This is a genomic window from Candidatus Pelagibacter sp. PS_31, assembly GCF_059417865.1.
This window is the reverse complement of sequence record NZ_CM182069.1, coordinates 377,225-396,652: the sequence shown is the minus strand read 5'-3', so window position 1 is coordinate 396,652 and position 19,428 is coordinate 377,225. Positions and strand designations below refer to the sequence as shown.

General features: G+C 31.0%; 23 protein-coding genes. 6 read left to right on the top strand and 17 right to left on the bottom strand.

Annotated elements, in window-relative coordinates; translation table 11 throughout:
* Window positions 1–2 precede the first annotated feature (2 nt).
* The 7 genes from AC5SLN_RS02105 to AC5SLN_RS02075 all read right to left on the bottom strand — a co-directional run bounded on the left by AC5SLN_RS02105 (window position 3) and on the right by AC5SLN_RS02075 (window position 6,124).
* On the bottom strand, window positions 3–299 hold the full coding sequence (locus tag AC5SLN_RS02105) for a hypothetical protein (protein ID WP_494593891.1): 297 nt from the start codon (window positions 297–299) through the stop codon (window positions 3–5).
* A gap of 1 nt (window position 300) precedes the next feature.
* Window positions 301–1,911, bottom strand: coding sequence for a SulP family inorganic anion transporter (locus AC5SLN_RS02100; protein ID WP_494593889.1), 1,611 nt, complete (start codon window positions 1,909–1,911; stop codon window positions 301–303).
* Window positions 1,912–2,087: 176 nt separating this feature from the next.
* Entirely contained in the window at window positions 2,088–2,486 is a 399-nt protein-coding gene (locus AC5SLN_RS02095; RefSeq protein WP_494593887.1) for an HIT domain-containing protein, read from the bottom strand.
* Window positions 2,487–2,488: 2 nt separating this feature from the next.
* Window positions 2,489–3,274: a sulfite exporter TauE/SafE family protein gene (locus AC5SLN_RS02090; RefSeq protein ID WP_494593885.1), complete on the bottom strand. Its 786-nt coding sequence runs from the start codon at window positions 3,272–3,274 to the stop codon at window positions 2,489–2,491.
* A gap of 40 nt (window positions 3,275–3,314) precedes the next feature.
* A complete protein-coding gene (gene dusA, locus AC5SLN_RS02085; RefSeq protein ID WP_018414250.1) occupies window positions 3,315–4,307 on the bottom strand; it encodes a tRNA dihydrouridine(20/20a) synthase DusA in 993 nt (330 codons plus the stop codon).
* Between the two features lie 22 nt (window positions 4,308–4,329).
* On the bottom strand, window positions 4,330–4,872 hold the full coding sequence (gene rpoZ, locus AC5SLN_RS02080) for a DNA-directed RNA polymerase subunit omega (RefSeq protein WP_006996696.1): 543 nt from the start codon (window positions 4,870–4,872) through the stop codon (window positions 4,330–4,332).
* Window positions 4,873–4,915: 43 nt separating this feature from the next.
* Window positions 4,916–6,124: an MFS transporter gene (locus AC5SLN_RS02075; protein ID WP_494593883.1), complete on the bottom strand. Its 1,209-nt coding sequence runs from the start codon at window positions 6,122–6,124 to the stop codon at window positions 4,916–4,918.
* Window positions 6,125–6,138: 14 nt separating this feature from the next.
* Here AC5SLN_RS02075 and AC5SLN_RS02070 point away from each other — a divergent pair, with 14 nt between their 5' ends.
* Both AC5SLN_RS02070 and AC5SLN_RS02065 read left to right on the top strand, forming a co-directional pair.
* Entirely contained in the window at window positions 6,139–7,005 is an 867-nt protein-coding gene (locus tag AC5SLN_RS02070; protein WP_494593881.1) for an NAD(P)-dependent oxidoreductase, read from the top strand.
* A gap of 6 nt (window positions 7,006–7,011) precedes the next feature.
* Window positions 7,012–7,611, top strand: coding sequence for a flavin-binding protein (locus AC5SLN_RS02065; protein WP_494593879.1), 600 nt, complete (start codon window positions 7,012–7,014; stop codon window positions 7,609–7,611).
* Here the strand turns inward: AC5SLN_RS02065 and AC5SLN_RS02060 are convergent.
* The gene (locus tag AC5SLN_RS02060) at window positions 7,608–8,120 is read right to left on the bottom strand and encodes a gamma carbonic anhydrase family protein (RefSeq protein WP_494593877.1); all 513 of its coding nucleotides are present in this window, start codon (window positions 8,118–8,120) and stop codon (window positions 7,608–7,610) included. The two genes, AC5SLN_RS02065 and AC5SLN_RS02060, sit on opposite strands and share 4 nt — an antisense overlap.
* A gap of 20 nt (window positions 8,121–8,140) precedes the next feature.
* Between AC5SLN_RS02060 and AC5SLN_RS02055 the strand changes: the two genes are divergently transcribed.
* Window positions 8,141–8,695 carry a thioredoxin family protein gene (locus AC5SLN_RS02055; protein ID WP_271486661.1) on the top strand — a complete coding sequence of 185 codons (555 nt, stop codon included), beginning with the start codon at window positions 8,141–8,143 and terminating at the stop codon, window positions 8,693–8,695.
* Window positions 8,695–9,777: a glycosyltransferase family 4 protein gene (locus AC5SLN_RS02050; RefSeq protein ID WP_494593875.1), complete on the top strand. Its 1,083-nt coding sequence runs from the start codon at window positions 8,695–8,697 to the stop codon at window positions 9,775–9,777. The genes AC5SLN_RS02055 and AC5SLN_RS02050 overlap by 1 nt, the downstream gene beginning before the upstream one ends.
* Here the strand turns inward: AC5SLN_RS02050 and AC5SLN_RS02045 are convergent.
* From AC5SLN_RS02045 to AC5SLN_RS02035, 3 genes are read right to left on the bottom strand one after another with little or no spacing between them, the layout of a single operon-like run.
* Complete coding sequence (locus AC5SLN_RS02045; protein ID WP_494593873.1) at window positions 9,774–11,276, bottom strand: tripartite tricarboxylate transporter permease; 1,503 nt, start codon at window positions 11,274–11,276, stop codon at window positions 9,774–9,776. The two genes, AC5SLN_RS02050 and AC5SLN_RS02045, sit on opposite strands and share 4 nt — an antisense overlap.
* Window positions 11,273–11,743 carry a tripartite tricarboxylate transporter TctB family protein gene (locus AC5SLN_RS02040; RefSeq protein ID WP_011282218.1) on the bottom strand — a complete coding sequence of 157 codons (471 nt, stop codon included), beginning with the start codon at window positions 11,741–11,743 and terminating at the stop codon, window positions 11,273–11,275. The genes AC5SLN_RS02045 and AC5SLN_RS02040 overlap by 4 nt, the downstream gene beginning before the upstream one ends.
* A gap of 29 nt (window positions 11,744–11,772) precedes the next feature.
* Window positions 11,773–12,753: a tripartite tricarboxylate transporter substrate binding protein gene (locus AC5SLN_RS02035; protein ID WP_494593871.1), complete on the bottom strand. Its 981-nt coding sequence runs from the start codon at window positions 12,751–12,753 to the stop codon at window positions 11,773–11,775.
* Between the two features lie 222 nt (window positions 12,754–12,975).
* Between AC5SLN_RS02035 and AC5SLN_RS02030 the strand changes: the two genes are divergently transcribed.
* A complete protein-coding gene (locus AC5SLN_RS02030; protein ID WP_494593869.1) occupies window positions 12,976–14,052 on the top strand; it encodes an AbrB family transcriptional regulator in 1,077 nt (358 codons plus the stop codon).
* Here the strand turns inward: AC5SLN_RS02030 and AC5SLN_RS02025 are convergent.
* Window positions 14,044–14,976, bottom strand: coding sequence for a glycosyltransferase family 9 protein (locus AC5SLN_RS02025; protein WP_494593867.1), 933 nt, complete (start codon window positions 14,974–14,976; stop codon window positions 14,044–14,046). The two genes, AC5SLN_RS02030 and AC5SLN_RS02025, sit on opposite strands and share 9 nt — an antisense overlap.
* 32 nt (window positions 14,977–15,008) lie before the next feature.
* Here AC5SLN_RS02025 and AC5SLN_RS02020 point away from each other — a divergent pair, with 32 nt between their 5' ends.
* On the top strand, window positions 15,009–15,398 hold the full coding sequence (locus AC5SLN_RS02020) for a DUF6165 family protein (RefSeq protein ID WP_494577174.1): 390 nt from the start codon (window positions 15,009–15,011) through the stop codon (window positions 15,396–15,398).
* Here the strand turns inward: AC5SLN_RS02020 and AC5SLN_RS02015 are convergent.
* From AC5SLN_RS02015 to AC5SLN_RS01995, 5 genes are all read right to left on the bottom strand, one after another.
* Window positions 15,392–16,066, bottom strand: coding sequence for an ABC transporter permease (locus AC5SLN_RS02015; RefSeq protein WP_006996682.1), 675 nt, complete (start codon window positions 16,064–16,066; stop codon window positions 15,392–15,394). The genes AC5SLN_RS02020 and AC5SLN_RS02015 overlap by 7 nt on opposite strands.
* Window positions 16,066–16,758 carry an ABC transporter permease gene (locus tag AC5SLN_RS02010; protein WP_494593865.1) on the bottom strand — a complete coding sequence of 231 codons (693 nt, stop codon included), beginning with the start codon at window positions 16,756–16,758 and terminating at the stop codon, window positions 16,066–16,068. Before AC5SLN_RS02010 ends, AC5SLN_RS02015 begins: the two co-directional genes overlap by 1 nt.
* A 45-nt stretch (window positions 16,759–16,803) precedes the next feature.
* Window positions 16,804–17,655 carry a transporter substrate-binding domain-containing protein gene (locus tag AC5SLN_RS02005; RefSeq protein WP_494593864.1) on the bottom strand — a complete coding sequence of 284 codons (852 nt, stop codon included), beginning with the start codon at window positions 17,653–17,655 and terminating at the stop codon, window positions 16,804–16,806.
* A gap of 62 nt (window positions 17,656–17,717) precedes the next feature.
* Entirely contained in the window at window positions 17,718–18,758 is a 1,041-nt protein-coding gene (gene speD / locus AC5SLN_RS02000; RefSeq protein ID WP_494593862.1) for an adenosylmethionine decarboxylase, read from the bottom strand.
* A 112-nt stretch (window positions 18,759–18,870) separates the two neighbouring features.
* On the bottom strand, window positions 18,871–19,395 hold the full coding sequence (locus AC5SLN_RS01995; protein ID WP_494577171.1) for a 5'-methylthioadenosine/S-adenosylhomocysteine nucleosidase: 525 nt from the start codon (window positions 19,393–19,395) through the stop codon (window positions 18,871–18,873).
* Between the last annotated feature and the right edge of the window lie 33 nt (window positions 19,396–19,428).

Sequence of the window (19,428 nt, the reverse complement as noted above, 5' to 3'; positions counted from 1 at the left end):
TATTAACTTTGTTTTTTTTTGTGATCCAAGATCTCAATCATGCACTGGGTTGCATATTCACGCCATTCACTAGCAGTTTTGCCTTTAAGGCTATCAAGCTGTTGCTTGTTACTATTAATGCTTTCTTGGTATTTAACTTTATCAGTTTCTTCTAGATTTTTTTCCATGTTAGTAAGATTGGTTTCCATGGCACTAATCCAACCATTACCAAGTTCAACACATTTAACATCATCTTTCTCATCACAAACTTGCTTGAAGAAATTGAAAATAACATCATCTGTTTTAATCTCTTTGCTCATCTTATCTGCCAAAAATACCTAATTTAACATCATAATCAACTGCAATTCCATAATCAGGATCATCATCACTATCAACTACTAATTGGCCTGCTCTACTTAATAATCTATGACAATCTTTAGTTAAATGTCTTAATTTAACTTTTTTTCCAAAACTATTATATTTGTCAGCAATGTCTTCAATGGCTTTTAATGCTGATTGATCAATTACTTTTGATCCTGCAAAATCAATAATGATTACTTCAGGATCTTCTTCTGGTTTAAATAATTCTAAAAAGCTATCCGTTGAACTAAAAAATAATGGTCCTTCTATTTCATAAACCTTAGCACCTTTTTCTCTAACAGATGGCCTCTCTACGGCTCTAATTCTTGATGCAGATTTCCAGGCAAAAACTAATGCAGATACAATCACTCCAACAATTACAGCAACAGCTAAATCCTCTAAAACAGTTACAACGGTTACAAGGACAATTACTAACGCATCACTCTTTGGTACAAAAAATAATATCTTTAAAGAGTTCCAGGCAAAGGTTCCAATCACTACCATAAACATAACACCAACTAATGCTGCAATTGGGATCATCTCTATATAGTTTGATGTATATAAAATAAAAATTAATAAGAATAATGCAGCAGCTATTCCTGCAATTCTTGTTCTACCGCCTGATTTTACGTTAATCATAGATTGACCGATCATCGCACATCCACCCATACCCCCAAAAAAACCAGTAACTGTATTTGCAAAGCCTTGTGCTAAACATTCCTGACTAGCCCCACCTCTTTTATTGGTAATTTCACCAACTAAGTTAAGAGTTAACAGGCTTTCAATTAAGCCAATGGCTGACAATATAAATGCATAAGGGAAGATAATTTTTAAAGTTTCAAAGTTTAAAGGAACATTTGGAATTGAAAATGTTGGTAATCCTCCTTTAACACTTGCAAGATCTCCAACACTTGGAATATCAATCTTTAATGCTAAAACTAATATTGAAGTAACCAAAATTGCAGCAAGAGTTGCCGGCACTGCTTTAGTAATCTTTGGTAGTAACCAAATAATTAACATGGTTAAAACAACGAACCCTATTGAATAATATAAAGTATTTCCTGAAATCCATACTGATTGCCCCATTGCATTAAGGGTTTTAAACTGACTAAGTTGTGAGATACCAATAACGATTGCAAGGCCATTAACAAAACCAAGCATTACCGGTTGAGGTACCATTCTAATAAATTTTCCAAGTTTAAAGACACCCGCTAATAATTGTAAAATTCCCATTAAAACTACAGTTGCAAATAAATATTGTGCACCGTGATCCATAACAAGGGACACCATAACAACAGCTAAAGCACCAGTTGCTCCTGAAATCATTCCAGGTCTTCCACCAAACACAGCAGTAATTAAACCAACAATAAAAGCTGCATAAAGTCCTGATAAGGGTGCAACTCCTGCAACAAAAGCAAAGGCAATAGCTTCAGGGACTAACGCTAAAGCAACTGTTAAACCAGATAAAACTTCAATTCTAAATAAAGAAAAGGACGCTCCTTCCTTTGGAATATAATTTTGTGAGTTAAAGCCAATAGATTTAGCAAATGATGAGAGTGTGGTTTTAATCAATGTGTTTAAATTTTAATTATTTATAAGTAGGCGTGTTATCTATTTAGTAAAGCAAGCAGTTGATAAAGTCTAGTTTCAATTAATACGTGTTAACAAATTTGAGACGAATCATATACATAATGATTAAGAGGTAGTGGCGGGAGACTAAAACTACCTCTGTCCTTACCCTTTAATCCTTAAAAAAACTTTTTAATTTTTGAAATAGTTTTCGTTAATAGAACTTTTGAATAAGGTTTTCCTTTAATAACCCAAACCGATAGTGGCCAGGTACTATCTTTAGTAGATCTTGCAATAATATGAATATGTAATTGAGGAACAATGTTGCCAATTTTTTCAACATTAAGTTTTTTTGTTTTAAATATTTTTTTCATTAACTTGCTGCAATGAACAATTTCCTTCATCAATAACATTTGATCTTTTGAGTTAAGTTCTGAGATATCAGTTATATTTTTTCGCTTAGGAATTAAAATGATCCAAGGAAATTTAGCATTATCAATTAAACGAATACTGCATAATTTTAATTCAGTTATTAAATGAGAATCTTTTAGAAAACTTTTACTTACTTTATTTGCCATAACTACAGTTTGAAATATTCATATAAAAATTTTGCAGCAATGATAAGTAAAAATATTCCAAAGTATTTACTAATTTTATTCTTATCAATTGTGTGAACTGTTCTTGCGCCAATTCTTGCCATAAAAGTTGTAATCGGTATAAAAATTAAAAAAGCTGGAATATTTAAAAAACCAATACTTAATGGAATATTTGTTTTTAAATAACTACCCGTTATCAAAAATCCTATTGCACCAAATAATGCTATTAAAAAACCAATAGCAGCAGCGCTACCTATGGCTCTATTAATTGAATAACCAAAAAACTTTAGAATTGGGACATTCATAACGGCCCCTCCAATACCCATGGGTGCCGAGATAAAACCTACTAAAAATCCTAAAATAATTTTCAAATGGAGCTTAATTTTAAGAGTTATATTTTTTTCCTTCTCTTTTAATAATAAAAGATAAATACTTAATAAAAATATTACGATTGCAAAGAAAAGAACTAAAGTTTTAGTTTTAAGAGTTGCTGCAAAAATTGTTCCAAAAATAACACCAAGCACTACAAATATTCCATAACTTTTAACTATATCAAAATCCACTGCTTTAAATTTATGATGAGTTAAAACTGAGACAGTTGAGGTTGGTATTATGATTGCAAACGATGTTCCAACTGCAAGGTGCATGACATATTGTTGATCAATCCCTAAGGAATTAAAAATATAAAACAAAAATGGAACTGTAATTAATCCACCGCCAATACCAAATAAACCTGCAACAAATCCAACAGGAATAGCAGTTAAGGCCATTAGTAGGCTAAAGTATATGTACTCGTTAGATAAAAGAGAACTAAGCAGATTGACTTACCGACGTGTCGACATTGTTATATTTAATCTTATCCATGATGTGATCAATCTTTTTAACATCGGCATCTCTAACACACATATTTTCGCTTAAATACCTTTTCCAAAAGCTAGATCCTGTTTGACCATGAAATAATCCTAACGTATGTCTCATAATTTGATTTAAACGTGTTCCTTTTTTAATTTCTTCTCTAACGTACGGTAGCAACTGTTCAATTACATCTTGTCGACTTGGTACATTTTCATTATTAAATATATCTCTTTCAATATCAGCTAATAAATAAGGAGTATGGTAAGCAGCACGTCCAATCATAACTCCATCAACTTTATCTAAGTGATCTTTCATTTGATCAGTTGTGGTAATTCCACCGTTGATAATAATTTCTTCATTAGGGAAATCTTTTTTTAATCTGTAGACAAAATCATACTTTAAAGGAGGGATGTTTAGATTTTGTTTAGGAGTAAATTTTCCAAGAATAGCTTTTCTTGCATGAATGATAAAAGTTTTAACACCAGTGCTTTTTAAAGTTGAAATAAAATGATGTAAATTTTCATAATCCTCAGTGTCATCGTAACCAATTCTTGTTTTAATCGTGACCGGCAACTTTGTAACCGATTGCATTTTACTTAAGCAGTCTGCAACTAAATTTGGTTCTTTCATCAAGCATGCCCCAAATTTATTTTTCTCAACTTTTTTTGAAGGGCAACCAAGGTTTAAATTTATCTCATCATAACCAAAGTCTTCACCTGCTTTAGTAGCCTCTGCAAGTAAAGTTGGAGATGATCCACCAATTTGAAGGGCTATTGGTTTTTCATTTATATTAAATTCTAATAGTTTTTTTTTATCCCCTCGATGAATAGCTTCAGAGACAACCATCTCACTATAGAGCAATGTATTTTTACTAATCAGTCTTAAAAAAAAACGTTCATGACGATCAGTGCAATCCATCATAGGTGCAACGGATACTTTCCTGTTCATACTAAACTTTTATATTATTTTTTTAGCTATTTGTAGTCTCTGAATCGTCAGAGTTTTCTTCAGTTGTTTCAGCTTCTGTTTCGGCTTCAGCTATTTGATCTAAAGAAACTGCTGTCTCTTCATCTCCCACTTCTAACTCTGCATCAACGTCAACTTCTGGCTCTGCCTTTGCAGTTAATTCTTCTAAATCATCAGAGGATACTTGAATTTTTTCAGGAATTTTTCTAGCTCTTTTAGATGGTAAAATAGGAGTTCCACTTTTAGAAATTTCACCTTTGTACATACTTTCAAAATCATCACCAATAATTTCATCATCATCAGTGCCATCGTCAACTTGCTCAACGTGTTTTCTAAGTTTGTGAATAGCGCTATCTGTTAAGTCTGAAACTTTAATAGTGTCTGCTGCAATTTCTCTTAAAGATATAACTGTGTTTTTGTCATTATCTCTATCTAAAGTTGGTTCTAAACCAGAATTTAATTGAACTGCTCTTTCTTTAGCAACTAAAACTAATTCGTAAGGACTTTCTACTTTATCTATGCAATCTTCTACTGTTACTCTAGCCATGCGCAGTATCTATACAGTAGTTAAAAAAAAATCAAGGATAATTCTATAAATAATCAGGATTAAGCTTGTTCTTTACAAGGAATAACAACAATATTGCTATTAAAATATAAGATCCTGAAACAAGAGCAATTTGCTCAATAGAAAGACTATTATCAATCAAAATTCCAAAGAGTGCTGTACCAAATGCAGTTGAAAATACCATTAACGCTGTGGTTAATGCTTTAATGGAACCAATATATCTTACTCCATAAATCTCAGCCCAAGTAGCAGAACCTAGAACATTTGCTAGTCCATTTGAAATTCCAATTAAACCTAAAAATACAAATGATGAAATTGGTGAGTTAAAATAATAAAGCACAAACGTTGCAACTAATAAAGGAATGTTCATATAAATTATTAATTTTCGACTACTAAACTTATCAATTAAAAAGCCTGTTAAAAATAAAGTAATCACTGATAAAATTGAATACACCATAAAGGATTGGGCAATAACATAAGGTCCCCAACCTTTAGATGACACTATAAAAGATTGATAAACAAATGTACCCGTTGCAATCCAAGGCATCGCTAACATGCTTAAACATATAATATAAAAGCGATAATCTTTTAAAACTTCACCTCTCGTCCATTGTTTTATATCTTTAGTTTTAATATTTGTGGCACTAGATGCTTCTCTTGAATCTAATTTAACGTTTTTAACTAATGTAACAATGACAATAGGTAAAATGATAATAACTGAAATTGATATGGCTATCCAAATATTTCTCCAATCAATAAAAGTTAATAAAAAAATAATTAATAAGGGTAAAATAAATTCAGCTAACGATAAACCAAGCCAAGTTGTGCTTAATGCACGTCCCCTAGTCTTTTCAAAAAATCTTGATATTGTTGTGGTTGCAGTGTGAGACATTAGTCCTTGACCTGATAACCTCATTAAGAAAATTGATAAAAATAAGAAAGCGACTGATGAAATTTTAGAAAATAAAAAACAAGAGATCGCTAGTAACGCAATGACATAAGATGCAAATTTTAAAATATTAAAGTCATCTATTTTTTTACCAACCCAAACAAGTATAAAACTACTTAATAGAGTAGCAGATGCATAGATAGATCCAAACTGACCATGCGTGATAGAAAGCGCGTCTCTTATGCTTGAATTAAACAGTCCTAGAAAAAAACTCTGTCCAAAGCTTGAAAAAAATGTAAATATAAATCCAAATAAAATTACTTTAAAATTCAAACTTTTAAACATAGGAAATAGAAATTATGAGCAATGTTGCATTTATAGGTTTAGGTGTCATGGGTTATCCAATGGCAGGATATATATCAAAAGCAGGTCACAATGTAACTGTTTATAATAGAACTGCTGCAAAAGCTGATAAATGGGTTGCTGAATATAAAGGGTCAAAAACAGATACTCCTGCAAAAGCTGCAGAAGGTGCAGATTTTATATTTACCTGTGTTGGTAATGATAATGATTTAAGAGAAGTAACTTTCGGTGACAACGGTATCTTTAAAACAATTAAAAAAGGCTCAGTTTACATTGATAACACAACCGCTTCTGCAACGATTGCTAGAGAAATTTATGAGCATTCATTAAAAAGTGAATTTGGTTTCTTAGATGCACCGGTATCAGGTGGACAAGCTGGTGCTGAAAATGGTGCTCTAACTGTTATGATTGGTGGAGACCAAGCAAACTTTGATAAAGCAAAAGACATTATTGATTGTTACAGCAAAAAGATGAAATTATTAGGTGGTGCTGGTAATGGTCAATTAGCAAAAATGGTTAATCAAATTTGTATTGCAGGTCTTGTTCAAGGTTTATCAGAAGCAATTAACTTTGGAAAAAAAGCAGGTTTAAATATGGAAGATGTAATTGAAGTTATATCTAAAGGTGCTGCTCAATCTTGGCAAATGGAAAACAGATATAAAACGATGATTGATGATCAGTTTGAATTTGGTTTTGCAGTTGATTGGATGAGAAAAGATTTAAAAATTGCTATGGATGAAGCTAAAAATAATGGCTCTCAACTTCCTGTAACTGAAATCGTTGATAAATATTATGGTGAAGTTCAAGAGATGGGTGGAAACCGTTGGGATACTTCCAGTTTAATTAGAAGACTAAGTAAATAATCTCGTATGCAACCAGCGTACTACGAAGATTTTGAGGAGATCAAAAATAAAATCTGGTCTATGCTGGATAATGCTATCAAAGATAGAGGGTCTCAATTTAGAATTCCTGTATTTATCTGTGGTGGTCAAGATGACTTTGATGGAAGAATTGTAGTCCTTAGAAAATCCGATAGAGAAAATAATATTATCCAATACCATAGTGATATCAGATCAGATAAAATTGCTAAATTAAAAGCAAATAAGAATGCGGCAATGTTATTTTATGACAAAGATGAGAAAATCCAAGTTAGACTTAAAGTTGAGTGCATCATTAATCATGAAAATGATATTACAAAACAGTCTTGGTTAAAAACAGGACACATGAGTAGAAAATGTTATTTAGTTGATAACGGACCAGGAACATTATCTGAAACCCCTACTTCAGGGCTAAAGCCTGAACTAGATAATTTTGAATTTACAATGGAGCAAAGTGAAGTGGGATATAAAAACTTTACTGTTATTCAATGTAAAATTAAAAGTATGGAGTGGCTTTATTTAGCAGCCAAAGGTCACCGTCGTGCTAAATTCGATTTAGAAAATAACAAGGATACCTGGTTAATTCCTTAAAAAACTGATTTAGAATATTTTTTCCAATTATCTTGGTAATGAATTGCATTTTCAGTAATTGACTTTGCCTCTTCTGTTGAGACTTGTCTTACAATTTTGCCAGGGGATCCAACCACTAAAGAATTGTCAGGAATGACTTTGTTTTCTGTGATCAATGCATTAGCTCCTATGATGCAATTTTTTCCAATTTTTGCACCATTTAAAATTACAGCACCAATTCCAATTAAAGAATTGTCTTCAATGGTGCAGCCATGCAGCATAACCAAATGACCAATAGTTACATCTTTTCCAATTTTTAAAGGGTAACCTGGATCGGTATGCAATACACTGCCATCTTGTATATTGGAGCCTTCACCGATATGAATATTTTCAACATCTCCTCTTAAAGTAACATTAAACCAAATGCTGGTATTTTTTTCTAGAGTTACATCACCAATGATGGATGCATTAGATGCAGACCAATTATCACCTAAATTTTTAACTTTTTTATCTTCCAAATCATAAAACATAACTTATATATTATTATAACATGCCGTTAAAAACTCCAATATGTGATTTCGGACAAGCTGCTAAAAGCTTTGAATTAAAGTCCACTAATAACGAAATTATTAAATTAAATGATGTTAAAGGGACAAATGGAACTTTGGTTATGTTTATTTGTAACCACTGCCCTTATGTAAAAGCAGTTATTAAAGACATTGTTGAAGATTGCAAAAATTTAGAAAAACATGGGGTAAAAGCTGTGGCTATTTCAGCAAACGATCCAATAAATTATCCTGAAGATAGTTTTGAAAATATGATTGAATTTGCAAGAAAACATCAATTTAATTTTCCATATTTATTTGACGAAACTCAAAATGTTGCAAAAAGTTATGATGCAGTATGCACTCCTGATTTTTTTGGATACAATAATAATTTAGAATTACAATACAGAGGTCGTATAAGAGAATTGGATAATTTAAAACCAGTAAGAACTGGTGATAGTGATTTATATAGTGCAATGAAACAAATTGCAGAGACGGGCAAAGGTCCTGAAACGCAAATTCCAAGTGTTGGCTGCAGTATCAAATGGTTAGATAATTAATGTACTTAATAGTTACAAAAACGTTCCCTCCAGAAGTTGGAGGTATGCAGAATTTAATGTGGGGTTTAGCAAATGAACTTTCAAAACACTACATGATAAAAGTATTTGCTGATTATCATGAAAATTATAAATTATTTGATGAGCAAGTTTCTTTTTCAATAGAGCGTGTTGGTGGCATAAAACTTCTTAGAAAATATAGAAAAGCTCAATTGATTAATGAATTTATTAAAGAAAATAAAATTGATGGTATAATTGCTGATCATTGGAAAAGTTTAGAACATCTTAAAACTAATAAAAAAAAGATATGCTTAATTCATGGTAAAGAAATTAATCATGAAAAAGGCACCTCTCTTAATAAAAGAGTATTGGAGGTTTTAGATAGTGTTGAAACCATTGTTGCAAATTCTGAGTACACTAAAAATTTAGCTATTTCATTAGGTGTTCGCCAAGATAAAATTGTAGTTATTAATCCTGGTGTTGATCCTGTTGAAGAATTAGATAAAAAAACTTTAGATAAAGTAGAGAATTTATTAAAACATAAATCTCCCAGATTAATTACTGTCTCTAGATTTGATAAAAGAAAAAACCATGAAAAAGTAATCATGGCGCTTCGAAATTTAAAACAAATCTACCCTAGTATTATTTACATTTGTGTGGGCTATGGAGACGAGGAGGAAAATATTAAAAAATTAGTAGCAGAATTGGGCCTTCAGCCACAAGTTATGTTTTTTAAAGATATTTCTAACGAATTAAAAAATGCGCTAGTTGCTAAATCTAATATTTTTGTAATGCCATCTATTGTTCATAAAAAATCTGTTGAAGGATTTGGTATAGCTTATGTTGAAGCTGCACAATATGGAGTGCCCTCTCTTGGAGGTAAAGATGGTGGTGCAGCAGATGCAATCGAGCATGAAAAAACAGGTTTAATATGTGATGGCAATGAATTAGATGAAGTTTATTCATCAATTAATTTAATGATAGAAAATAATAAATTTCATGAGTATGGAAAAGCTGCCAAAGAAAATTCTACTAAATTTAAGTGGAATATAATTATTGAAGAATATAAAAAAATTCTAAACTAAATCTTTTTACTCTTAATTGTTTTATAAATTTGCCAACTAACAATTAGAATTGTAACTCCTATTATTGAGGCTGTAAGAGGTCTGTCCCATAAAAAAGTCCATGATCCATCACTTATTAATAAAGATCTTCTTAAATTTTCTTCCATTAATCCACCAAGGACAAAAGCTAATATGAGTGGTGGCATTGGAAAATCATATAAGCGCATAAACGTTGCAACAACTGCAATCCCAATCATTAAATAAATATCAAAATTATTAAATGACATTACGTAAATTCCCGTAATTGAAAAAAATAAAATAAGTGGAATTAAATAGTTTTTAGGTACTGCAAGTATTCTTGCTATGTAAGGTATTAAGGGCAAGTTTAGAATAAGTAATACTACCATTCCAATATACATGGACATGATTACTGACCAAAAGATTTCAGGATTAGTTATATAAAGTCTAGGTCCTGGTTGAATTCCAAATCCTAATAAAGCACCAAGCATTACCGCGGTTGTTCCACTGCCAGGTATTCCTAAAGTTAGTAATGGTACAAAAGCTCCAGAGCATGCTGCATTATTTGCAGTTTCTGGTGCAGTTAAACCATGAACGCTTCCCTTACCAAATTTTTCTTTTTCCTCATCACTAACAAAATTTCTTTCCATTCCATAAGCTAGAAATGATGCAATAGTTGCACCAGCTCCGGGTAAAACACCAATTAAAAAACCGATTACTGAGTTTCGAGGAATAGCTTTTAACATTTTGGTTCTCTCTTCCTTGTTAATTTTAATTGAACCAAGCTCTGTTAATGAAACTTGTTTGGCGACCGCAGATGGATCATTTCGTTTTAAAATAATTGTTAAGGCTTCACTCATAGCAAAAGTTGCCATTACAACTAAAACAAAACTTATCCCATCAGATAAATTCATATTATTAAATGTAAATCTTGAAATATCAGATAAAGAATCTTGACCAACTGATGCTAACATTAAACCTAAAACAACCATCATCATTGCTTTTAAAAATTGTCCCTTTGATGAAAAGGCTGCAATGGCTGTTAAACCTAAAATCATTAAAGCAAAATAATCTGGTGATCTAAAAGATAAGCTTACTTTAGATAAGCTTGGTGCAAGAAATAATAAATAAATTGAAGCAAGGGTTCCACCTGCAAAAGAACTCCAAGCAGCAATTGCTAATGCTTTTCCAGCTTTACCTTGTTGAGCCATTGGATATCCATCAAATGATGTTGCAACAGTTCCAGGAACACCTGGAGCATTTAATAAAATTGATGAAGTTGATCCACCAAATACTGCACCATAATAAACACCCGCCATTAAAATTAATCCAGTAGCTGGATCAAAACCATAAGTAATAGGTATCATTAATGCAATTGCCGTCATTGGTCCAAGACCTGGTAGCATTCCAATGATGGTTCCAAAAAAACAACCAATCATAACCATAAATATGTTTTGAAATGTAAGAGCTGTTTTTAAACCAATTAAAATTCCTTCAATCATCCCATAACTCCAATTAGTTTTAAAAATGGATCTCTTAAATAAATTTCAAGCACTCCATGCAAAAGATACATAAAAGCACCCACAAAAGGGAAAGAGAGTAAAAATATTAACTTCCACCTTCTCTCACCTAACGCATAATAAGAAGATGCTAGAAATAGAGAGGTCGTTAAAAAATAACCTACTTTTAATATAGTTACTCCATAAATAATTGCTATGAGCACAAGTATAGCTGTTTTCTTGTACTCTAAGTTTTTATGATTAACTTTAATGGTATTGGGTTCTGGTAAAATAATTTTTAAACCAGAAAAAAATAAACCTGCATAACCTAAATAAATTGGAAATGTTCTGGCATTAAAAGGTGCATTTTCATCAAATGAAAAAACCTGAATTTGATACGCAATATATAAATAGAATGCTGAGAAAATAAAAAAGAGCAGTGATATAATTTTAGTAGTATTTATATTCACTGCTCTAATTTTTAAATAATCCTAAAGGATTATATAACTCCTAATTTCTTCATAAGAGCTGTCATTTCTACAGTTTGTGCATCTAAGAATTTAACAAAATCCTTATCTGAGTTATAAATATTAACCCAAGCATTTCTTTTTCTAACAGCTTCCCATTCAGGAGTTTCCATCACTTTACCTAACATTGTAGATAAAGCTTTTTTATCTTTATTGCTCATATTTGGAGGTCCAAAAAATCCTCTCCAGTTTACGAACTGAACATCATATCCTTGTTCTTTTAGAGTTGGTGCATCCGGTGCATCAGCTATTCTTGAAGGAGCAGTAATACCAATAATTCTTACTTGGTCTCTTGCACCCATAAGTTCACCTAAACCTGTAGAGATAATTTGAGTTTCTCCAGATAAAAGTCCAGCTAACGCTTTTCCACCAGCATCATAAGGAATATAAGCAACATCATTTGGATTAGCACCAGCAGCTTGGAAAGCTAAAGCACCAATTAAATGGTCCATACTTCCTCTTACTGATCCACCAGCCATTTTGATAGAGCTTGGATTCTTTTTATATGCATCAACTACATCTTTAAAGTTTTTGTAAGGTGAGTCTTTTGCAACTGCAATCGCACCGTAGTCACCAATTACACCAGCGATCGGAGTAACATCTTTATAAGATAAAACTCCAGATCCTGTAACATAACCTTCGTGTCTAGTAATAGATCTTAAAACTAGCGGCGTAGATTGTACTAAAATTGTATTTTTAGGTTGAGTGTTAATCATGAAAGCTAAAGCTTTTCCACCACCACCACCTGACATATTTTCAAATGATGCACTTTTTAACATTCCTGATTTTGTTAAAGCTTCTCCAGTACCTCTAGCAGTTCCATCCCATCCACCACCAGCACCACCACCAATTACGAAATGGATTTTTTCCATTGCGATTGAATTTGTTGCTGTTGCAGAGAATAATAGAATTGCTGAGAATAATACTGAAACTAATTTTTTAATGTTTTTCATTATATTCCTCTATTGTTAGTTTTTAATATTTGCAGTTAATTATACTATGGTCATGAAAGCAAGTTTTTGAATAGAATACAACTTAACGTTGATTTTCTTTCTTTAGGAAATAAGCAAGTGTTATCTCAAATATTTTATTAATAAAAAAAATAGATATCATTAATTACGAGAGTTTCTTTTCTGTTATTTTTTTTAAAGTAAGTGATAAAAGAATATTTGTTAATGAAAAATTCTTCTATTCAATTTAATTCCTTTAACATTAAAGAATTATTTTCTAAAAAATTTCTATTAGTTATTTTAATTTCTATCCCAAGTGCAATTGTAGCTGACTATTTTAATATTCCATTAGCGTGGATGCTTGGTCCTATGCTTGCAGTTTCAATTGCGGCATTAAGTGGAATAAAAATTAAAATGCCAAAACTAGCATTAAGTTCAATTTTAATAGTTCTTGGGCTTCATATTGGAAATTATATAGATCAAAATTTAATCAATCAGATGACTGAATGGGTGTGGACTTCAATAATAATGTTTGTCTATATTTTAATAAGTATTTTAATTGTTTCAAAATATTTACAAAAATTTTCAGGTTATAATGTTAAAACTTCTATTTTTTCAGCAGCACCGGGTGCATTAGGTCCGTTAATGATACTGGCTGAACATGAAAAATCTGACTTATCGCAAGTTGCTACATCACATTTAATTAGGTTAATTATAATAATAACTGTCATTCCTTTTTTTGTTGTTAACTATTCAACAAATGAAGCTCTAACAATTGAAAAATTTAATTATCTTGATCAAAATCATTTTCATCTTTTAATCCTCTTAATAGGTTCGGTATCGTTAATTTTCTTATTTGATAAAATTGGTGTGCCTGCTGCATTATTATCTGGGACATTAGTTGCAAGTGGAATTTTACAAATAACTGAAGTTGCCTCCTACAAACTACCAGATGAAAGTATAAATTTTTGTTTGCTTATTTTGGGTGCCTCTGTGGGTTGTCGTTTTGCAGATAAATCATTAAAAGAAGTTGCAGGTAATTCATTTCATAGTTTAGTTGCAACTGTAATACTTGTAGCTCTTGGATTATTAGCTGCAATTGTTGCAACATATTTTGTTGATACCAATTTCTTAACTCTACTTTTATCTTTTTCTCCTGGAGGAATTTATGAGGTAGCTGTAATAGCAATAGCTTTTGATTTAGACCCTAACTTTGTGGCATTTCACCATATTATTAGATTACTAATGATACTCTTCACTGTTCCTGTAATATTGAAAATTATTGGTAAAAAATTAAATTAATATTTTTTCTAAAACTTTACCTGCACTTAATTTATTTAAATCATCAACCTGTATTGCTTTAAAGTTTTCTCGCTCAATACTAACTTTAAAAGCTGTGGTGTGTTTGCCAAATAAGGTCAAGCCTTTTACACCAAGATGAGCAGTCATATGAGCGGGTCCTGTATCATTTGCAACAACAAATGAACTTTCTTTAATCAAGCTTGCAAGTTGAGAAATATCTAAAGCTTTACCTTTATCTAAAATTGAAATGGCATTAATGTTTTTTGCATCATTAATTTCAGAGGGTCCAGGTGCCACAATAACTTTAATTTGGTCTTTATATTTATTTTTAATTAACTCTATTAGCTCATTATAATGGGGCCACTTTTTATGAGTTAAATGCGCTGAACAAAATGGAAATAAGACAATGTATTTGTCTAACTTAAACTCTTGTTTAATATTATCGATGTTAGTCACAGCCCAACTAAAATTTGGTTTCATGGTATGTTCTGTTTTAATTTCAGAGGTTTTAAGTTGATGATCAAATCTATTTAAAACTGGGTTTTTATCAAATTCATCTTTTGAAATATTACTTGGTAAAGTTGTTTCTGAGCTAGACCAAGTATTAAAATTTGCTTTTGGAAATAAAATATTTTTATAAAATTTTGTTCTAGATGAGTTTTGTAAATCATAAACTTTTCTAAAATTCTTCTTTTTCAAGTTTCTCATTAACATATATAGATAAATTAAATTAAATCTTGATTTACGTTCGTCTAAAATAACATTGTGTACAAATGGGTTTTTCCTAAATAATTCAAAATAAGGTGTTGTTGTTAATATATGTATTTGATCTTCAGGGTGGTTTTCAGAAATATCTTGAATTGCCCCACAAGCTTGGGCTATATCTCCTAAAGAACCATGTTTGATAACTAAAATATTAGACATATTTCTAACAACTTAACATAGTATAAATTTTTATGAATAAAATTCTAGTTGAAGTATCAGTTGGTGAACTTTTAGATAAAATTTCTATTTTAGAGATTAAACAAGAAAAAATTAAAGATCCTGAAAAATTAAAATTTATTAATGATGAACACGGTATTTTAAAAAATCAATTAGATAACAATGTTAAATCTGATGAAAAGCTTAATACACTTTTTAAGTCACTGAAAGATATTAATGCAAAATTATGGGTTATAGAAGATGACAAACGATTGTGTGAAAAAAATTCTGATTTTACTGAAAAATTTATAAAACTATCAAGAGATGTTCATTTTTTAAATGATGATCGTGCTAAAATAAAATTAGAGATGAATAATCACACAGGCTCTAAGATTAAAGAGATTAAAGAATACACTTCTTATTGAAAACTATATTTTTTTTCTAGATATTTTATCAAGTTGTGAAAAATAAAAGTCATAAATAAATAAATTCCACCTGCTAAAAGAAATACTTCTAAAGGTTTATAAGTTGTTGATACAATATGTTTTGCAACACCTGTAATATCCATCAACGTTACCGTACTTGCAAGAGATGTGCCCTTCATCATTAATATAATCTCATTACCATAAGCTGGTAAAGATTGTCTGATCGCTACAGGAATTTGAATTTTATACAAAATAATTTTACTTGATATCCCTAAACTTTTACCCGCTTCAATTATTCCAGGTTTTATAGTTTGAAAAGCTGATCTTAAAATTTCTGAAGTATAAGCCCCTGTATTTAAGGCAAATGCAATAATTGCACACCAATAGGGTTCTTTTAAGATGACCCAAAGAAAAGTAGATCTTAGCCATTCGATTTGTCCAAGACCATAATAAATTATAAATATTTGAACTAGTAATGGAGTTCCTCTAAATAAATAAGAATATCCATAAGCAAATTTATTAATAAATGGGTTTTTATTTAATCTTAAAACTGCAAACAAAAATCCAATAAATAAACCAATGATTAAAGATGCAGATAATAATTTTAAAGTTATAACAGCTGCACTAAGTAATTTTGGTAAACTTGTTATCATTAAATCAAAATCCATTAAAAGCCCCTACTATATTTGACTTCAAGTCTATTAATTAGCTTCATGCTTAAAAATGTAAGCATCAAATATAAAACTGCTGCAAAACAATAAAAGAATAAAGGATCTCTAGTAGATCCTGCTGCAATATAAGATTGTCTCATAATTTCAACTAAACCTGTAACTGATATTAATGATGTGTCTTTTAAAGTGATTTGCCAGACATTACTTAAGTTTGGAATAGCAAGTCTTAACATTTGAGGTAGAATTATTTTATAAAATTGAGCAAATTTACTAACACCTAAAACTTTGGCAGCTTCAAACTGACCTTTATCAATTGATTGTATCGCTCCTCTAAATACTTCAGTTGAATAAGCCCCAGATATAATGCCGATTGCAACTGAGCCTGTAATAAATGCATTAATTTCTATATATTCAAAGTATCCAAAAATTGAAGCAACGTACATTATCGCTCCACTTCCCCCAAAAAAGAAAAGGTAGATTACTAATAATTCAGGAACCCCTCTGATAACTGTTGTGTAAGTATTGCCAATAAAATTTAAAAATTTATTATTTGATAATTTTAACGGCGTAAAGATTAATGAAAATAAAAAACCGATTAACATTGCAGTGACTGCTACTGCAATTGTCATTAGAGTTGCATAAAACAACTCGTCTCCCCAGCCTGTTTTTCCGAATGATAAAAGATCCATATCGAAAGGGCGACTAATTAAATAGTCGCCTTTTCAAAATATTATTTACATAGAAGCGTCAAAGCCAAAATGCTTGATCGCTAATTTGCTAATGATTCCTTGTTTTCTAGCAGTGTTAATTGCTTTGTTGAAATCTTTAAGAAGTTTTGCATCTCTTGTACCGATTGCATCATCTCCGCCTTGTCTAATTCCAACACCAACACCATTACCAAAAGCACCACCTGAAAAAGTAGGTCCAACTAATACTACTGGTTTTCCTGATTTGTCCGCATAATCAGTGAATGCAACTGCTGCAGCTAATGCAACATCACATCTACCAGAAGTTAAGTCTAAGTTTACTTCATCTTGAGTTTTGTAAGTTCTAACATTTACTTTACCTACATCACCAGACTCTAAAAAGTTTTGGTGAATAGTTCCAGTTTGTGTACAAACAGTTTTTCCAGCAAGTGCAGCAGTTAAAGTCTTAAGAGTTTTCTTAACAGCACTTCCACCTAAAGTTAAATTGATTCCTTCTGGTGTATCCATGCCCTCTAAACTAGAACCTTTCATTACTGCAAGGGCCGCAACTTCGTCTGCATAACCTTGTGAAAAAGTAATTGTTTTTTGTCTTTCAGCTGTAATAGACATTCCAGCCATGATCGCATCAAACTTTCTCATTAATAAAGCTGGAATCATTCCATCCCAATCTTGCTCAACAATTGTACATTCACGTTCCATAATTGCACAAAGCTCTTGAGCTAATTCAACCTCAAAACCAATAAGATTGCCTGATGCATCCTTAGAGTTCCAAGGAGGGTAAGCACCTTCTGTTCCAATTTTTATTGTATCAGAATAAGCATTTCCAATTAACAATAAAGAAGCAAGAACAGTTAAAATTGTTTTTTTAAATATATTCATTTTTTCCTCCATAGATTTATGTAGGATTTATTTCACAAATTTAATAATTTAAAAAGAAAATTTTAGTGATTAATTGATGATGAAAAGTTCCAAGAACAGTCAAAACTTGGGATGTAAACCCTATCCAAAGTTGTATTTCCAAAATTCTTATTGAAAACATCTAGCCATTTCTGCACTTGCTCTGGTTTCTTATCTTGACTACCCACTTGAGCGGTAATTACTCCATTTGGCTTTAATATTCTAATTAACGAATCCATATTATTAGCTGCAAGATCTATGCAAAACTGATCATCGTTAAGATCTACAAAAATTTTATCGTACTTATCGTCTTCAACAGATTTTATACTTTCAAAAGCATCTCCCCAAATACATTTAACTGAATTTTTCTTAGTTGATTTATTACCAATACTTCCAAGGTGTTTGTTACAAACTTCAACTACTTCTGAATCAAGTTCATACCAGTCTATAAAATCAAAACCTTTAGACGTACACTCTCTTGCAACTCCTCCATCTCCACCACCAATAATAGCTGCTGTTCCCATATCTTTATTTAATTTTAAAGCAGCGTTTACAAATGTTGAGCTATACAAAACTTCATCATTTGTTGCGACTTGAATTTCGTTATCAATGAATAATGATTTACCAAATTGTTCTAAATCTAATATTTCAATATGTTGGCCTACTTTAGATTTAAAATCTTCTAAAACTTCATTTACAACATATGACTTTTGTAATCCAGGTGAACTGTAAATGTCATGATATAAAGACTTAGTATCTCTATCAAAAGCTTTTGTGACAATTCTTTTATGTTTAAATTCTTTTTTAACAATATCGAGCGCAATAGAAGGGCTAATTTTTCCACAGGTAAAAAAATCAAAACTAATAATTCCTTTTTCTGGAAACGTATGAAAACTGATATGACTTTCAGCTAATAAAGCAAGTATAGTGAAACCTTGAGGCTCAAATTTATACTTTGAAATTTCAAGGACCGTTACTTCTGCAGCTTTTGCAATTTTACGAATTACGTTCTCGTAAACTGAAGGGTCATACTCTTGAGTAGTACCTATGATGTCTAAAGTTATGTGCTCACCTACTTTAGTCATAAAAATTATTCCCTCTTATAATTTTTTATTAATATTAAGTTGCTCGGTTTTATATAGGTGTATTGATAATTTTCAACAATTAATCAATTTTTTGATATTTTACTTAATTAAATTAAAACTGAGCATTAATTAAATTAGCAAATGCACTAGCCCCTTTTGCTAGATTTTTGTTCCAATCATTATCAGCATTTTCATCCGCATTATCCGATATATATTTAAAACATTTAAACTCAATATTTTCCAACCTACAAACTTTTGCAATAGCGTATGCCTCCATATCGACTACATCAACTTCCATATCAATCTTTTTATTAACAAAGCTGTCTCCCGTTCCACAAGAATAACCATCTTTTGATGTAATAATTTCTTTAATTTTATCAAAAGGCGTCTCTCCCAATTCAAAGTCTAACCCTCTAACATCCATATCTCTTTGATAGAATTTAGTACACTCAACTATTCCTTTTAAATCTGTATTAATTGCACCAACTGTACCATAATTAATAATTAGTTTTGGTTTGTGAATATTAATTAACTTTAATGTGTTATAGGTTGCATTAACTTTTCCAACACCAACGTGATTAAAATAGTCCAATCCAATAGTTTCTTCTTTAATTGCTGCTAGGAATAATTTGTCCATAGATTTTTTTTACTAAAGATATAAATATATTAA

Bases quoted from the DNA above. Each gene is read 5' to 3' on its own strand.
- AC5SLN_RS02105 (WP_494593891.1), bottom strand. From the start codon at position 299: ATGAGCAAAGAGATTAAAACAGATGATGTTATTTTCAATTTCTTCAAG.
- AC5SLN_RS02095 (WP_494593887.1), bottom strand. From the start codon at position 2,486: ATGGCAAATAAAGTAAGTAAAAGTTTTCTAAAAGATTCTCATTTAATA.
- AC5SLN_RS02090 (WP_494593885.1), bottom strand. From the start codon at position 3,274: ATGGCCTTAACTGCTATTCCTGTTGGATTTGTTGCAGGTTTATTTGGT.
- dusA (WP_018414250.1), bottom strand. From the start codon at position 4,307: ATGAACAGGAAAGTATCCGTTGCACCTATGATGGATTGCACTGATCGT.
- rpoZ (WP_006996696.1), bottom strand. From the start codon at position 4,872: ATGGCTAGAGTAACAGTAGAAGATTGCATAGATAAAGTAGAAAGTCCT.
- AC5SLN_RS02075 (WP_494593883.1), bottom strand. From the start codon at position 6,124: ATGTTTAAAAGTTTGAATTTTAAAGTAATTTTATTTGGATTTATATTT.
- AC5SLN_RS02070 (WP_494593881.1), top strand. From the start codon at position 6,139: ATGAGCAATGTTGCATTTATAGGTTTAGGTGTCATGGGTTATCCAATG.
- AC5SLN_RS02065 (WP_494593879.1), top strand. From the start codon at position 7,012: ATGCAACCAGCGTACTACGAAGATTTTGAGGAGATCAAAAATAAAATC.
- AC5SLN_RS02060 (WP_494593877.1), bottom strand. From the start codon at position 8,120: ATGTTTTATGATTTGGAAGATAAAAAAGTTAAAAATTTAGGTGATAAT.
- AC5SLN_RS02055 (WP_271486661.1), top strand. From the start codon at position 8,141: ATGCCGTTAAAAACTCCAATATGTGATTTCGGACAAGCTGCTAAAAGC.
- AC5SLN_RS02050 (WP_494593875.1), top strand. From the start codon at position 8,695: ATGTACTTAATAGTTACAAAAACGTTCCCTCCAGAAGTTGGAGGTATG.
- AC5SLN_RS02045 (WP_494593873.1), bottom strand. From the start codon at position 11,276: ATGATTGAAGGAATTTTAATTGGTTTAAAAACAGCTCTTACATTTCAA.
- AC5SLN_RS02035 (WP_494593871.1), bottom strand. From the start codon at position 12,753: ATGAAAAACATTAAAAAATTAGTTTCAGTATTATTCTCAGCAATTCTA.
- AC5SLN_RS02030 (WP_494593869.1), top strand. From the start codon at position 12,976: ATGAAAAATTCTTCTATTCAATTTAATTCCTTTAACATTAAAGAATTA.
- AC5SLN_RS02025 (WP_494593867.1), bottom strand. From the start codon at position 14,976: ATGTCTAATATTTTAGTTATCAAACATGGTTCTTTAGGAGATATAGCC.
- AC5SLN_RS02020 (WP_494577174.1), top strand. From the start codon at position 15,009: ATGAATAAAATTCTAGTTGAAGTATCAGTTGGTGAACTTTTAGATAAA.
- AC5SLN_RS02015 (WP_006996682.1), bottom strand. From the start codon at position 16,066: ATGGATTTTGATTTAATGATAACAAGTTTACCAAAATTACTTAGTGCA.
- AC5SLN_RS02010 (WP_494593865.1), bottom strand. From the start codon at position 16,758: ATGGATCTTTTATCATTCGGAAAAACAGGCTGGGGAGACGAGTTGTTT.
- AC5SLN_RS02005 (WP_494593864.1), bottom strand. From the start codon at position 17,655: ATGAATATATTTAAAAAAACAATTTTAACTGTTCTTGCTTCTTTATTG.
- speD (WP_494593862.1), bottom strand. From the start codon at position 18,758: ATGACTAAAGTAGGTGAGCACATAACTTTAGACATCATAGGTACTACT.
- AC5SLN_RS01995 (WP_494577171.1), bottom strand. From the start codon at position 19,395: ATGGACAAATTATTCCTAGCAGCAATTAAAGAAGAAACTATTGGATTG.